At 63.2% G+C, this 13,175-nt stretch carries 12 protein-coding genes and 3 pseudogenes; 6 read left to right on the forward strand and 9 right to left on the reverse strand.

Going from position 1 to position 13,175, the window contains the following annotated elements:
* Positions 1-200, reverse strand: a pseudogene (locus BLO80_RS28155) (hypothetical protein); the annotation flags it as partial.
* 176 nt (positions 201-376) lie between these two features.
* The gene (locus tag BLO80_RS28160) at positions 377-1,324 is read right to left on the reverse strand and encodes an AraC family transcriptional regulator (RefSeq protein WP_092334131.1); all 948 of its coding nucleotides are present in this window, start codon (positions 1,322-1,324) and stop codon (positions 377-379) included.
* A gap of 203 nt (positions 1,325-1,527) precedes the next feature.
* Between BLO80_RS28160 and BLO80_RS28165 the strand changes: the two genes are divergently transcribed.
* Together BLO80_RS28165 and BLO80_RS28170 are read left to right on the forward strand one after the other, a co-directional pair.
* Entirely contained in the window at positions 1,528-2,265 is a 738-nt protein-coding gene (locus tag BLO80_RS28165; RefSeq protein WP_092334133.1) for an SDR family oxidoreductase, read from the forward strand.
* A 26-nt stretch (positions 2,266-2,291) separates the two neighbouring features.
* Positions 2,292-2,549 carry an Atu4866 domain-containing protein gene (locus BLO80_RS28170; RefSeq protein WP_014337384.1) on the forward strand — a complete coding sequence of 86 codons (258 nt, stop codon included), beginning with the start codon at positions 2,292-2,294 and terminating at the stop codon, positions 2,547-2,549.
* 71 nt (positions 2,550-2,620) lie between these two features.
* Here BLO80_RS28170 and inhA read toward each other — a convergent pair whose 3' ends face one another.
* Positions 2,621-3,307, reverse strand: coding sequence for an isonitrile hydratase (gene inhA, locus BLO80_RS28175; protein ID WP_092334135.1), 687 nt, complete (start codon positions 3,305-3,307; stop codon positions 2,621-2,623).
* Positions 3,308-3,406: 99 nt separating this feature from the next.
* On the opposite strand from inhA, the gene BLO80_RS28180 reads away from it, so the two are divergent.
* On the forward strand, positions 3,407-4,399 hold the full coding sequence (locus tag BLO80_RS28180; protein ID WP_092334137.1) for a GlxA family transcriptional regulator: 993 nt from the start codon (positions 3,407-3,409) through the stop codon (positions 4,397-4,399).
* On the opposite strand, the gene BLO80_RS28185 is transcribed toward BLO80_RS28180, so the two are convergent.
* Both BLO80_RS28185 and BLO80_RS28190 read right to left on the reverse strand, forming a co-directional pair.
* Positions 4,368-5,270 (reverse strand): alpha/beta fold hydrolase, encoded by a 903-nt coding sequence (locus BLO80_RS28185; protein WP_092334138.1) that lies wholly within the window; start codon positions 5,268-5,270, stop codon positions 4,368-4,370. The two genes, BLO80_RS28180 and BLO80_RS28185, sit on opposite strands and share 32 nt — an antisense overlap.
* A gap of 28 nt (positions 5,271-5,298) precedes the next feature.
* Positions 5,299-5,676 (reverse strand): hypothetical protein, encoded by a 378-nt coding sequence (locus BLO80_RS28190; protein WP_092204208.1) that lies wholly within the window; start codon positions 5,674-5,676, stop codon positions 5,299-5,301.
* Between the two features lie 557 nt (positions 5,677-6,233).
* Between BLO80_RS28190 and BLO80_RS28195 the strand changes: the two are divergent.
* Positions 6,234-6,580, forward strand: a pseudogene (locus BLO80_RS28195) (DUF6124 family protein).
* A 443-nt stretch (positions 6,581-7,023) separates the two neighbouring features.
* Positions 7,024-7,370: pseudogene (locus tag BLO80_RS28205) on the forward strand (DUF6124 family protein).
* 121 nt (positions 7,371-7,491) lie between these two features.
* On the opposite strand, the gene BLO80_RS28210 reads toward BLO80_RS28205, so the two are convergent.
* The 4 genes from BLO80_RS28210 to tam form a co-directional block, all read right to left on the reverse strand.
* On the reverse strand, positions 7,492-9,315 hold the full coding sequence (locus BLO80_RS28210; protein WP_092334142.1) for a glycoside hydrolase family 15 protein: 1,824 nt from the start codon (positions 9,313-9,315) through the stop codon (positions 7,492-7,494).
* A complete protein-coding gene (locus BLO80_RS28215) occupies positions 9,308-10,108 on the reverse strand; it encodes an SDR family oxidoreductase (protein WP_092334144.1) in 801 nt (266 codons plus the stop codon). The genes BLO80_RS28210 and BLO80_RS28215 overlap by 8 nt, the downstream gene beginning before the upstream one ends.
* A gap of 110 nt (positions 10,109-10,218) precedes the next feature.
* Entirely contained in the window at positions 10,219-11,352 is a 1,134-nt protein-coding gene (locus tag BLO80_RS28220; RefSeq protein ID WP_092334146.1) for a cupin-like domain-containing protein, read from the reverse strand.
* A 92-nt stretch (positions 11,353-11,444) separates the two neighbouring features.
* Positions 11,445-12,215, reverse strand: coding sequence for a trans-aconitate 2-methyltransferase (tam, locus tag BLO80_RS28225; RefSeq protein WP_092334148.1), 771 nt, complete (start codon positions 12,213-12,215; stop codon positions 11,445-11,447).
* Positions 12,216-12,358: 143 nt separating this feature from the next.
* Here tam and BLO80_RS28230 point away from each other — a divergent pair, with 143 nt between their 5' ends.
* Positions 12,359-13,093 carry a thioesterase II family protein gene (locus BLO80_RS28230; RefSeq protein WP_092334150.1) on the forward strand — a complete coding sequence of 245 codons (735 nt, stop codon included), beginning with the start codon at positions 12,359-12,361 and terminating at the stop codon, positions 13,091-13,093.
* The last annotated feature ends 82 nt before the right edge of the window (positions 13,094-13,175 follow it).

Genomic DNA, 13,175 nt, shown 5'->3' on the forward strand with positions numbered 1-13,175 from the left:
TGGCCCCCAGGGGTACGCTCGGCACCATCGGCAGCCAAGATCTGGCCCCCTGGCGTCCGATCCGCGCCATCAGCGGCCACCGGCTGCTGGTAATCGCCAGCCCAGGTAAAGAAACGGTCTTGTTGCTGGCTCGGCAGGGCAAACGCACTGGCGCTCAGGGCGAAGGTGGTAATGGCGATCAAGGTGTTGAACGTTTTCATGGTAAAGACTCCGGTCATATCAGGTTGAGTGCCGGGTCGTTCAGATGTCGTGATCTGCTGAACCCGTTGCAGCCGCGACGGTTGTCTTGCTGCATGGGTTCAGATTAGGGGCGAGGCGGGGGCGGGCGTTAGACGGATACTGCCCTGGTTTTGCCTGATCCTGTCTGTGTGCAGAATCAGGCACTACTGGCTTGCAGGGCCTGGGCACGCAAACGCGCGATGTCCTTGCTCGGCGAGGCGCCAAATAGACGGCTGTATTCGCGGCTGAACTGCGAAGGGCTTTCATACCCCACCTTGTAGCCGATTGACGAAACGTCGCTGTTCTCCGCCAACAACAATCGTCGGGCTTCTTGCAGGCGCAACTGCTTCTGGTATTGCAGCGGGCTCATGGCGGTCACGGCTTTGAAGCGGTGATGCAGGGCCGAAGGGCTGAGATTGATCATTTGTGCCAGGCTGTCGATGCTCAGTGGCTTGGCGTAATGAGTATTGAGCCACTCGATGGCGCGGCTGATGCGATGGGTCTGGGTGTCGGGAATGGCGATTTCGTGCAAGCGCTGGCCTTGGGCGCCACGCAGCAGCCGGTAGAAAATTTCCTGCTGGGCCAGCGGCGCGAGGGTGGCGATATCGCCCGGGCTGTCCAGCAGCCGCAGCAAGCGCAACATCGCGTCGAGTAATGGCGCATCGATGCGATCCAGGAACAATCCACGATCGGTTCTTTCGGTCGGCACGCCGATGGGGCTGGCGTCGGCGATCAGGCGGCAGATCTGTGCCGGATCGATGTCGAGGCGGATGCACAGGTAGGGACGCTCGGGACTGGCTTGAATCACCTGGCCGGACAACGGCAGGGTCACCGAGACCACCAAGTAATTGAGGGGGTCATACACGTAGCATTCATCAGCCAGGCGCACTTCCTTGCGGCCCTCGATGATCACGCACAGGCCGGGCTTATGCACGACGTGCAGGGCTTCGGTCGGCTGGTCGCAGCGGATCAGGTGCAACGCTTCGATGGCCGTGGGATGGACGCCGAATTCCGGGGCGAAGCGCATCATCAGGCTCGCTATTTCGGCGCGACGCTGATTGACGCTGTCGTCTGGCGCAATGTGGATGGACGTGGATACCGACATGCCAAGCAACCTCCCTGGCCAAAATGAATAGACCGCGCTAGTAAAACCGATTGCGCGGCTGTCGACCAGAGTCGGATCTATCGCTACAGGATCGTGCAAGTGCGCAGGAGGATCCGGCTAACCCCGGCCTCGGCTGGTTCCCTAATCTGGACCTGTCAAAACGCTCCCACCGGGAGCCAATACATCCAGTCGAGGGAACCATCATGTCCGATATTCAAAACAAAGTTGTGGTCATCACCGGCGCCAGCAGCGGGATTGGTGAAGCCGCGGCGCGGTTGCTGGCGGCTCGCGGTGCTTGTGTCGTGCTTGGCGCGCGGCGCATCGATCGTTTGCAAACCCTGGTGCAGGAACTCGAAGCCGCCGGCCAGCAGGCGGTTTGTAAAGCGCTGGACGTGACCCGTCGCGAAGATGTTCAGGACTTCGTCGATTTCGCTGTCGAGCGGTTCGGTAAGGTCGACGTGATCATCAACAACGCCGGGGTCATGCCGCTCTCCAAGCTCGAGGCGCTGAAAGTCGAGGAGTGGGATCGCATGATCGACGTCAATATCCGCGGCGTGCTCCACGGCATCGCCGCCGGTCTGCCGTTGATGCAGCGTCAGCGCAGCGGCCAGTTCATCAACATCGCCTCCATCGGTGCCTACGCCGTCAGCCCGACGGCCGCCGTGTATTGCGCCACCAAGTATGCCGTGCGGGCGATTTCCGAGGGCTTGCGCCAGGAAGTCGGGGGCGATGTGCGGGTGACGGTGATTTCCCCCGGCGTGACCGAATCGGAACTGGCCGATAGCATTTCCGATGAAGGTGGGCGTGCCGAAATGCGTGAGTTCCGCAGGATCTCCATTCCGGCCGAAGCCATCGCACGGGCGATCGCCTACGCCATCGAGCAACCGGCGGACGTAGACGTCAGCGAACTGATCGTGCGGCCAACCGCCAGTCCATTCTGACCGACTTGACCGACAGGAGATGTCCCATGAGAAAGGCATTTGGAGACCAGGATAAATTCGTCGGCCTATGGGTGACGGCTGATGGCGTGATTCGCCATCGGCTGCTGCCGGGCGGACGCTATGACGAGGCGCGAGGTTTACGTGAGAGCGCATATCAGGGCGACTACTGGCTGCAGGATGACCATATCGAATACCACGACGACACCGGTTTCACCGCCGATGGGGATTTTCGCGAAGGCGTGCTCTACCACGCGGGGATGGTGTTGTATCGCCAGGAGGGATGATAAACCGATGACCTTTGTGGTGAGGGGACAGCTCCCCTCACCACGGATTTCATTCCCATCGGGACTGATCGTTACGCCCGTTCCAAGCGCGCCGCAGCACGCTGAGTGATTTGCGAGCGCACCCGGAACGACTCGGCCGCACGCCGGTTCGCTTCTTCCAGCACGCGCGTCGGCGCGGTGTCCGGGCTGCCGGCGTTGAACGGTGGGGCAGGGGCGTATTCGAGTTGCAGTTGGACCAGCTCGGCGGTGTCCTGGTCGAACAGTTCGGCCGCCAGGGTCAAGGCAAAGTCGATCCCGGCCGTGATGCCGCCACCGGTGAGCAGGTTGCCATCGCGGACGACGCGCTCCTTGATCGGCGTCGCGCCCAGGGTTTGCAGCAGGCTGTGATAGGCCCAGTGGGTGGTGGCACGCTTGCCTTGCAGCAGGCCCGCGGCACCGAGCACCAGCGCACCGGTACACACCGAAGTGATGTATTTCGCGTCGGCGGCTTGCCGCTTGATGAAGGCCAGTGTCTGTTCGTCTTCCATCAGGGGGCCGACGCCGATGCCGCCGGGGACGCAGATCACGTCCAGCTTCGGGCAGTCCTCGAATGTGATGGTGGGCAGCAGCATCAGCCCGGTGCTGCCGGTGACCGGTGCCAGGTCTTTCCAGACCAGGTGGACCTTCACGTCGGGCAACGAGGCCAGCACGTCATAAGGGCCGGTCAGGTCCAACTGCTGGACTTGGGGGAATAACAGCAAACCGATCTGCAACGTCATGTCGCGTTCTCCTTTGGATGATGCCCGAGGGGTGGACGGTTTTACTTTAGATCCGTAGGCTCTGGCGTATACGCCAATAAGCCCACGAATCACGCCAATATGCCCAAACCACCGAAAACCGTTCATGTCCTGGCCTTCGCCAATGTGCAAGTGCTCGATGTCACCGGGCCCTTGCAGGTCTTCGCATCGGCCAACGATCTGGCCCGCCAGCAAGGCCTGCCGCTGCCGTACACGCCGACGGTCATCGCCGTGGGCGGTGGGGCGGTAATGTCCTCGGCAGGCTTGGCGCTGATGGCCGAGCCGCTGCCGAGCGAAGGCAGCGACACGCTGTTGATCGCCGGCGGCTGGGGCGTGTACGAAGCGGCGAAGGACCCGGCGCTGGTGGCCTGGGTCAAGGATCATGGCCTGCGTTCGCGCCGGGTGGCGTCGGTGTGCACCGGGGCGTTCCTGCTGGCCGCCAGCGGTTGGCTGGACGGACGGCGCGTGGTGACGCATTGGACTCGCTGTGAACAACTGGCCGAGCAACATCCGCAATTGCGGGTCGAACCCAACCCGATTTTCATCAATGACGGTCCGGTCTGGACCTCGGCAGGGGTCACGGCCGGCATCGACCTGGCCCTGGCGCTGGTCGAGGAGGACCTGGGCCGCGCGGTGGCGCTGGAGGTCGCCCGGCACCTGGTGGTGTTTCTCAAGCGCCCTGGTGGTCAATCGCAGTTCAGCGTGACCTTGTCGCTACAAAAGCAAGGCAGTCGGTTTGACGACCTGCATGCCTGGATCGCCGAAAACCTCACCCGTGACCTGGGCCTGTCGAGCCTGGCCGCCGAGGTGGGTATGAGCGAACGCAGCTTTGTACGGCACTACCGCGCCGAGACCGGCCAGACCCCGGCGCGGGCCGTGGAGTTGATTCGCGTGGAAACCGCTCGCCGCCTGCTGGCCGACACGGCGGTGTCGATCAAGCGGGTGGCGGTGCAATGTGGCTTCGGCAGCGAAGAAACCCTGCGCCGCAGTTTCCTGCGGGCCATGGGCGTGACGCCCCAGGCCTATCGCGAGCGATTCGCCATCAGCCCTCAAGCAGATCCAGCAATGCCTTGAGCGTGGCCTCGGGGGCTTCCTGGGGAATATTGTGGCCAACACCGGGCAGCACTCGGCGCTCATAGAACCCCGTGAAATGCTCGACGTCTTCATCGTGTTCCGACGCGGGCCCCACGCCGTCATCGGCGCCGCACAGGGAAATGCTCGGCACGCTGATGGCCGGCTGTGCCGCCAGCCGTTCCTCCATCCAATCCAGCGTCGGGTCGCCCGGCGCGTACATGAAGCGATGACGGTAGGAGTGGATCACCACGTCGACGAAGTCCGGGTTATCGAACGACGCGGCGCTGAGGGGGTACAGTTCGGCGCCCCGTGTCCAGGTCGGTGACCACAGGCGCCAGAGCAAGCCACACAGTTCACGCCGGTTGCGGGTCAGGCCCTCGACGCCCCGGGCCGTGTGGAAGTAATACTGGTACCACAGGCGATGTTCGGTTTCCGGGTCCAGCGGCTGCGTGGAGCGTGGTATGTCCTGCAGGTTGTAGCCATCGCCGGTCACCAGGCAGCGCACACGCTCGGGCCACAGGGCCGCGACGATACACGCCGCCCGACCGCCCCAGTCGTAGCCGCACAGCGCCGCTTGGGGGATGGAGAGTACGTGCATCAGGTCCAGCAGGTCCTGGGCCAACGCCGCTTGCTGGCCGGAACGCATGATGTCCGGGTTGTTGAAGCGGGTCGGGCCGTAGCCGCGCAGGTAGGGCACGATGACCCGGTAGCCACGCTGGGCCAGGGCCGGCGCGACTTCATCGAACGCCCTGGGGTCGTAAGGAAAACCGTGCAGCAGGATGATGGGGTCGCCGCTGGCGGGGCCGTGTTCTTCGTAGGCGATGCGCAGCAATGGCGTGACGGCGAAGTCGATCCTGGGTTCAAGGTTCATGTCGGCCTCTGGCAGTGTGCGGTTGCGTTCAGGCAGGTTCCTGATTGACGTATTTAGCCCGATCCGGGGTAAACGTCACGATCATGTTCGTGCTGGAACAGGTCAGGGTACGCTCCTGGGTCAGGTCGATGTCCAGGTCTTCACTGCGCAGGCCCTGCCATTGAGCGAGGTACTTAAGGCAACCGAATTTTTCATTTTTCTTCAGGCTGCGGCTGACGCCACCTTTCCAACCCAGCACCGGCAATTCACCGGCCAGGCAACGTTGCGCCAGCTCGGGAAACTTCATCGCCCGGTCGCGGCCGATTTCCCAGCACTTGATCAGGCCCCGGTCCTGGCCTTCCCAGAGGTCCTCGCGGGTCAGGCCTGTTCGGGGTGGGGTGGTGATGGGGCGTTTGATATGGGTCATGTCAGGTCCTTGAGTCGGGTTTTTATCGGGCAGCTCCGCTGCACCCGTGAGAGCATCGATCTTAGGAGGGGTTTGGGGGGCTGGCAACTTCTAACGGGACGGAGTGATAAATGGGGACCCGGAGACTGCAATGCTCTTGTGGCGAGGGAGCTTGCTCCCGCTGGGTTGTGAAGTGACCCCCACACCAGACGCCGATTCTTTGGAGGCTGGAAGATTTTGCGCCTGCTGCGCAGTCGAGCGGGAGCAAGCTCCCTCGCCACAGGTTATGTGTTCCTACAAAAAATGTGGTGCTCCGGGAATTTTCTGACGAGTCGCGTCGGTTGTCGGTTCGGAAGGGGCGGGGATAGGCTTTGCCCGTCGCTGCAAAATCAGCGACCGGGTTTAGAATGGCGCACGGTGCCGCGCGAGCGGCTGTCTGCTTTATGGCTGACTGTGCGTGGGAGGGCTTCGGGCCCTGCCGGGTTTCCATTCCCTGGTCGACCAACCTGCGTACAGTTCGCCACCTTCTGCTTGGTCGCGGAAATGGTGAACTCCACGTTCGAATGGAGATTCATATCATGGTCAAGATCACCCCTAACCCTCCACGCGCCGAAGACCTTTCTGCCTACACCACCCTCGACACAAAAAAACTCCGCGAAGCCGCCGGACCCACTTATTGTCTCCCACCCCAGCCAAACCCGATACCCAGGACGGCCAGGTGTTCACCGTGGTCCCCGGCCTCAATACCGAATCGGTGCTGACCAGCCTCAGCGAAACCCTGGCCTCGGCCGATGCGCTGGTCAGTGACCTGGGATTCGAGCTGGAGGGTTCCCGGCGGCACGTGGCGCTGGGGATTCAGCAGTTGATCGAGTTGGCCAGATTGCTGGCCAACCGTGCGTTGGATGACCTGGAGACGACCGGCTAACTGACACACCGCTCTTGTGGCGAGGGAGCTTGCTCCCGCTGGGTTGCGAAGCGACCCCAGGATTCTTGCGCCTGCTGCGCAGTCGAGCGGGAGCAAGCTCCCTCGCCACAGGTTATGTGTTCCTACAAAAAATGTGGTGCACCGGAATTTTCTGACGAGACGCGTCGGTTGCCGGTTCGGAAGGGGCGGGGATAGGCTTTGCTCGTCGCTGCAAAATCAGCGACCGGGTTTGGTCACCCGTCCAATGTCAGGCGCACACGCGCCAACCTCAGCATGTCGGCGCTTTTTTGTGTGCTTGTCGGTATGCTTTGCGGTGGGCTGTGCGCGGGGCACTTTCGAGTGCGCCGGGTGCCTGACTTCCCGGTTGACCAACCTGCGTATAGCCCACCACCTTCGTTTGGTCACGAGGTGGGTGAGCTCAACTTCAAGTCAGGAGTTTCACAATGGTCAAGATCACCCCCAACCCTCCACGCGCCGAAGACCTTTCTGCCTACACCACCCTCGACACAAAAAAACTCCGCGAAGCCGCCGAGAATAAACCTTGTCTCCCACCCCAGCCAAACCCGATACCCAGGACGGCCAGGTGTTCACCGTGGTCCCCGGCCTCAATACCGAATCGGTGCTGACCAGCCTCAGCGAAACCCTGGCCTCGGCCGATGCGCTGGTCAGTGACCTGGGATTCGAGCTGGAGGGGTCCCGGCGGCACGTGGCGCTGGGGATTCAGCAGTTGATCGAGTTGGCCAGGTTGCTGGCCAACCGTGCGTTGGATGACCTGGAGACGACCGGCTAACTGACACACCGCTCTTGTGGCGAGGGAGCTTGCTCCCGCTGGGTTGCGAAGCGACCCCAGGATTCTTGCGCCTGCTGCGCAGTCGAGCGGGAGCAAGCGCCCTCGCCACAAACCACTCCGCTCACGGCTGCCAATGATTCTTCTCCCCGCTCAACTTGCGGTCCAGAAAACTTGCCGCGCTGATCAACGCCAGATGGGTCAAGGCTTGGGGCGTGTTGCCCAGGTGGTAGCCGTGGCTGTCGAACTCTTCGGCGTACAGCCCCAGCGGGTTGGCGTAGCGTAGCAGTTGTTCGAATTCCAGCTGGGCTTTTTCCACGCGGCCGGCGCGGGCCAGGCATTCGACGTACCAGAACGAGCAGGCCGCGAATGAGCCTTCGATGCCGCTGAGGCCGTCGATGGGGCTGTCGTCGTTGCGGTAGCGATAGACCATGCCGTCGCGCACCAGGTGTTTTTCGATGGCATCGAGCGTCGAGAGCCAGCGCGGGTCACGGGCGCTGACGAAACGCACCAGGGGCATCAACAGCATCGAACCGTCCAGGGCGGTGCTGCCCAGGCGCTGGACGAAATGCTGGTGCTCCTCGTTCCAGAAGTTGGTCCAGATGTCTTGGTAGATGGCCTGGCGGGTCTCGTCCCAGCGGGCGAAGGGAGCGGGCAGGGAGCGTTTTTCGGCCAGGCGGATGGCGCGGTCGACGGCGACCCAGCACATCAGCCGCGAATGCAGGAAATGCTGCGTGTCGCCGCGCATTTCCCAGATGCCCACGTCTTTGTCCTGCCAGACCTCGCACACCTGGTCGACCACGTCGACAGTGTGTTTCCAGCCTTGATGGGAGATGGCTTCGCCGTATTTGTTGACCAGGTACACCGCGTCCATCAACTCGCCGAAAATATCCAACTGCACCTGCTGGTAGGCCAGGTTACCGATGCGCACCGGCTGCGCACCACCGAAACCGCTCAGGTGCGGCAACTCCGTCTCCGGCAGCTCCAGCCTGCCGTCCAGGCCGTAGAGGATGTTGAGTTTGGTCGGCTGGTCGCAGCAGTCGCTGACCCGCTCGCGCAACCAGCGCATGTAGGCGTTGGCTTCTTCGACGAAGCCCAGGCGCATGAATGCGTAGACCGTGAACGAAGCGTCGCGGATCCAGGTGTAGCGATAATCCCAGTTGCGCTCGCCGCCGCGGGTTTCCGGCAGGCCGAAGGTGGCGGCGGCCAGGATGGCGCCGTGTTTGCGCGAGGTCAGCAGTTTCAGCGCCAGGGCCGAGCGATTGACCATTTCCCGCCAGCGTCCGCGATAGTTGGATTGGCCGACCCAGCCGCGCCAGAACGCCAGGGTCCGCTCCAGGCATATCGTGCTGACGTCGTCCTGAAGGCGGGGGTCGTCGATGCCGCCCAGCAGGAACTCGGCGCTCTGGCCTTGCGTAAGGGTGAACTCGGCCACCGCTGCGTTACCGTCCAGCGTCAGGGGTTGGTCGGCGCACAAGCGCAGGCTCGGTTGTCCCGGCGCCTCGAAACAGATGTGGGCACCGTCCTGGCGCGCGGTGGTGGCGGCCCGGGCATAGTCGTGACGCACCGCGCAGCGTAGGCGAAACGTCGCGCTGCCGATGGTCATGCGCACCCGGCGGATCAACACCGGCAGATCGTCCTCGCTGTCGCCGATGGGCAGCAGGTCGGTGATTTCCACCACGGCGCCGTCGCTCAGCCAGCGGGTTTGCAGGACGTTGGTGTCGGGCAGGTAGATTTGTTGGCGACGGGCATCCGGCAGGTCTGGCGCGAGCTGGAAAATGCCAGCTTGCGGAGTGTCCAGCAGCGAGCAGAAGATCGACGGGCTGTCGAATTCCGGCCAGCAGAAAAAATCGACACTGCCGCGATCATTGACCAGCGCGGCAGTGCGCATGTCGCCAATGATGCCGTGGTTTTCGATGGGGCTTTGCGGTTCGTCATGATCAGCCATTGCCACGAAACCCCGGATAAAGGCTCATCCCGCCATCGATGAACAGCGTGGTGCCCACCACATAATCGGACAAGTCCGAGGCCAGCCAGACCACCGCGTTGGCGACGTCCTCCACATCGCCGACGCGACCGTAGGGAATCAGTTCCAGCAGCTTTTGCTCCTGCTCGCCCTCGGTGGCTTCGCGATTGATCGCCGTGCGGATGGCACCGGGGGCGATGCTGTTGATGCGGATGCGCTGGTGGCTGGTTTCCTGGGCTAGGCTCTGCATCAGCAGATCGACACCGCCCTTGGACGCGGCGTAATTGACGTGGCCGGCCCAGGGAATGCGCTGGTGCACCGAACTCATGTGGATGATCTTGCCGGCAGCCCGGGACACGCCCTGGCGAATCCCCTGGCGGTTGAAGATCCGCAGGGCGGCGCGGGCACAGAGGAACTGGCCGGTGAGGTTGGTGCCGATCACGGTGTTCCAATCTTCCAGGCTCATGTCGACGGCGGCGGCGTCTTTTTGCAGGCCGGAATTGGCCACCAGGATGTCCAGCGTGCCAAAGGCTTCGAGGGTTTGGGCGAACAACTGCTCGACCTCCTGTTCCTTCGACACATCGGCACCCACGGCGATGGCGCGGCCGCCGTTGGCGTTGATTTCACGGGCGAGGTCTTGCGCCGGGCCGGCGCTGGAGTGGTAGTTGAGCACCACCGCGGCTCCGGCGTCGGCCAACGCCCTGGCCGAGCCTGCGCCAATGCCGGAGCTGGCGCCGGTGACCAGGGCAACCTGTCGGGCGAGGGATATCTGCATGGTCTAGCACCTTGAATGGAGGGCCTTACCTGCTGACTGGTGTGAGGAGGGTGGAGTTCACTTGGGTGAAGCTGTCTTCATATTCCAGCCGCACACAAAACCTTTGGCTCCTACCAACCCCGCCCTGAATTCACCCAGAAATTCACCGACAACGACGTCGACACCGACTCCACCTGATGGAACCAGCCTTCCGGCAAAAACAGCAAATCCCCAGCCTCCAGCGTCACGCGCATGAAGGTCACGTCCCGGGCGTGGGGGAAGCGTTGGTAGTCCGGCGCGTCCGGGTTGAAATCGCAGCCGTCCAGCCCACCTTGGGGAGCCGTGGACCAGGTGCCCAGGGCTTCGCGGTGGTGAGGCGCGGCGAGGGTGAAGATTTTCTGGCCCCAGACTTGGGCGAACAGATTGTCGGTGTCGTCGCGGTGCAGCGGCGTCAGGGTGCCCTTGGGGCCGATCCAGATGCGCGGTGGGATGAACAGTGACGGGTCGAAGTAGGGCGGAAGCTTGATCTGCTCCATCAGCCGCGCCGGCAGGATGTTGTTGCCCATGTAGGCCGGTGGTTCGCCGTCGGGGCCCTTGGCCGCCGGGCTGTCGAGGGAGGCGATGAAGTCGGCCATGGACGTGGAGCGAAAGTCCCGCTCGGTGGAGAAGGTTTTCTTCACGTAGTCGCCGTGGCGGGTGATGCCTTGCAGTTCGGCAAAATGCACCAGGGATTCTTCGCGGCTGAGCTTGAACAACGGCCAGTCCTGCAAGGCGTCGCTGATGACCAGCGGAATGCCGTGGGGCAGGTACTGGGCGCGAAATTCCTGCACCGATAGCCCGCTGCGAGGCCGTCGTTGCACGCTGCGTTGGGTCGGCAGGCTGGCGGTGAGCTTTTCGCTGAAGCGCGGTGGGGTGGGGTAGCGCTTGTTCATGTCGACCTTTTCCACCACGCCACCGCCATGCCGGGCATGGTCGATGATCTGCGGCAGCAACGTCGCCAGGCCCATGTTGCCGCCGATCTTCAGGCGACCGCTGGCGAACAGTTCTTCCACGTTGGCCATGCCGGCCATGATCCCGAGGAAGTCCTTCTCCGCCACCTCGATGGTGACGTCGGGGCGGGTGTGGCGGCCAGCCTCGGTGCGGCTGCTGGCCTTGACCTCGGACCAGTACGCCTGGTGCGGGCCGAACACGAATTGAAAGACGCCTTCGATACCAACGGCGCCGGCATTGGCGAACAGCTTGCCCAGGATGGTTTGCAGGTCCACGGCGGTCACTCTTGCGGGTTTTTGGTCTTAGCAGGTAACGAGGGCCCGGAGCAGAAATTTAGGCCCTCGTCGTTGCGTCACCGACCTTCGCCCTAGCGCGTCGCGACCATGAACACCCGGGGAAACGGTAGCAGCACGGTCCCATCGTCCAGGGCTGGATAAGCCTGCTCGATCGCCTTGAGATAGCGCGCCAGGTACTGCTCGCGTTGCGTCTCGTCCAGCGGCTCGAGAAACGGCCGCAAGCCGCTGCCCTTGAACCATTCCACCACGCCTGGGGCGCCACCGGCCAAGGGGTGATGGTAGGTGGTGCGCCACACATCGACGCGGCTGCAGTGGGGCTTGAGGATCGAGTAATAAGTGCTGGGATCCTTCACCTCGGTACGCGAATCCGCCGCCCCGGCCAGTTGGCTGGCCCAGGGACCGTTGGTGGCGATTTCCCGCATCAAACGGTGGGAGGGCTGCTGCAGGTTGTCGGGCATCTGGATCGCCAGGCTGCCACCGGGGGCGAGTTTGCCGATCAGCGAGGGCAGCAGGGTGGCGTGGTCGGGCAGCCATTGCAGCACTGCGTTGGCGAAGATCACGTCGAACGGCCCGGGTTCATCCCAGTGGCCGATGTCCGCGGTGTCGAACGCCACGGCGGGCAAGCGTTTGCGTGCGGCGTCGACCATGTCGCTGGAACTGTCCAGGCCGCGCACCGTGGCGCCGCTGAAATGTTCCACCAACAGTTCGGTGGAATTGCCCGGGCCACAGCCCAGGTCGATCACCGAACGGGCCTGCGTGGGGGGAATGGCGGCGAGCAGGTCCCGGGACGGACGGGTACGTTCCTGTTCGAAGGTGACGTATTGCTTGGCGGACCAGGCCATGGCGTTCTCCTGTGCGGTGGAGTGAGTCGAGGTCGCCAGTATAAGGTCGAACGGGGAAGATGGAGCGAACGTAACGGTTTTGACTAATTCTGTAGGTTACGATTTCGTTATCTTCCCTACACAACCGATCGGAGAAAACCGCAGTGACCCAACTGACCCTGCTGTGCCTGCCTTATTCCGGCGCCAGCGCGATGGTGTACAGCCGCTGGCGGCGCAAGTTGCCGCAATGGCTGCATGTGCAACCGGTGGAGCTGCCAGGACGCGGGGCGCGCTTCGACGAGCCGCTGCACACCGACATGGGCCCGTTGGCGATGCAACTGGCGCGGGAGCTGTACCCGACGCTCCAGGCCCCGTACGCCTTGTTCGGCCACAGCCTGGGCGCGCTGCTGGCCTGCGAGATCGCCCATACCCTGCGTGAACTCGGCAGCCCGGAACCGGTGGCGCTGTTTGCCTCCGGCACTGCGGCGCCGACGATGCGGGCCGACTACGACCGCGGTTTCGCCAAGGCGAAAACCGACGCTGAGTTGATCGAGCAACTGCGCACCCTCAACGGCACGAGCGAGGAGATTCTGGCCAATGAAGAGCTGATGGCCCTGACCCTGCCGATCCTGCGGGCCGACTTTTTGTTGTGCGGACGTTTCCAGCCGCGGCAACGGCCACTGCTCGACTGCCCGGTGCATGTGTTCGGCGGCACGACCGACAAGGCCACCACCGAGCAACTGATGGGTTGGCGCCAGGAAACCACCGGCAGCTTCTCGGTGGACATGCTGGCGGGCGGGCACTTCTTCATTCACGAGCACGAGGCCAAGGTGCTGCGGCTGATCAAGGATCAGTTGAGCGTGCATCATCGGCGGCATGGGTTGGCCATCAGCGCCTGATTGGATTCCCAGCTCATTCAAATGCCTTCCCCAGATTGGCTGGGGTGATCCATCCCCGGTGGGAGCGAGCTTGCTCGCGATG

Origin of the sequence: Pseudomonas sp. NFACC56-3 (genome assembly GCF_900100025.1) — a bacterium.
Taxonomy (GTDB): domain Bacteria; phylum Pseudomonadota; class Gammaproteobacteria; order Pseudomonadales; family Pseudomonadaceae; genus Aquipseudomonas; species Aquipseudomonas fluorescens_AA.

Coding starts and splice junctions, on each gene's coding strand:
- BLO80_RS28165 (WP_092334133.1), top strand. CDS start 1,528: ATGTCCGATATTCAAAACAAAGTTGTGGTCATCACCGGCGCCAGCAGC.
- BLO80_RS28185 (WP_092334138.1), bottom strand. CDS start 5,270: ATGAACCTTGAACCCAGGATCGACTTCGCCGTCACGCCATTGCTGCGC.
- BLO80_RS28180 (WP_092334137.1), top strand. CDS start 3,407: ATGCCCAAACCACCGAAAACCGTTCATGTCCTGGCCTTCGCCAATGTG.
- BLO80_RS28160 (WP_092334131.1), bottom strand. CDS start 1,324: ATGTCGGTATCCACGTCCATCCACATTGCGCCAGACGACAGCGTCAAT.
- tam (WP_092334148.1), bottom strand. CDS start 12,215: ATGGCCTGGTCCGCCAAGCAATACGTCACCTTCGAACAGGAACGTACC.
- BLO80_RS28170 (WP_014337384.1), top strand. CDS start 2,292: ATGAGAAAGGCATTTGGAGACCAGGATAAATTCGTCGGCCTATGGGTG.
- BLO80_RS28215 (WP_092334144.1), bottom strand. CDS start 10,108: ATGCAGATATCCCTCGCCCGACAGGTTGCCCTGGTCACCGGCGCCAGC.
- BLO80_RS28210 (WP_092334142.1), bottom strand. CDS start 9,315: ATGGCTGATCATGACGAACCGCAAAGCCCCATCGAAAACCACGGCATC.
- BLO80_RS28190 (WP_092204208.1), bottom strand. CDS start 5,676: ATGACCCATATCAAACGCCCCATCACCACCCCACCCCGAACAGGCCTG.
- inhA (WP_092334135.1), bottom strand. CDS start 3,307: ATGACGTTGCAGATCGGTTTGCTGTTATTCCCCCAAGTCCAGCAGTTG.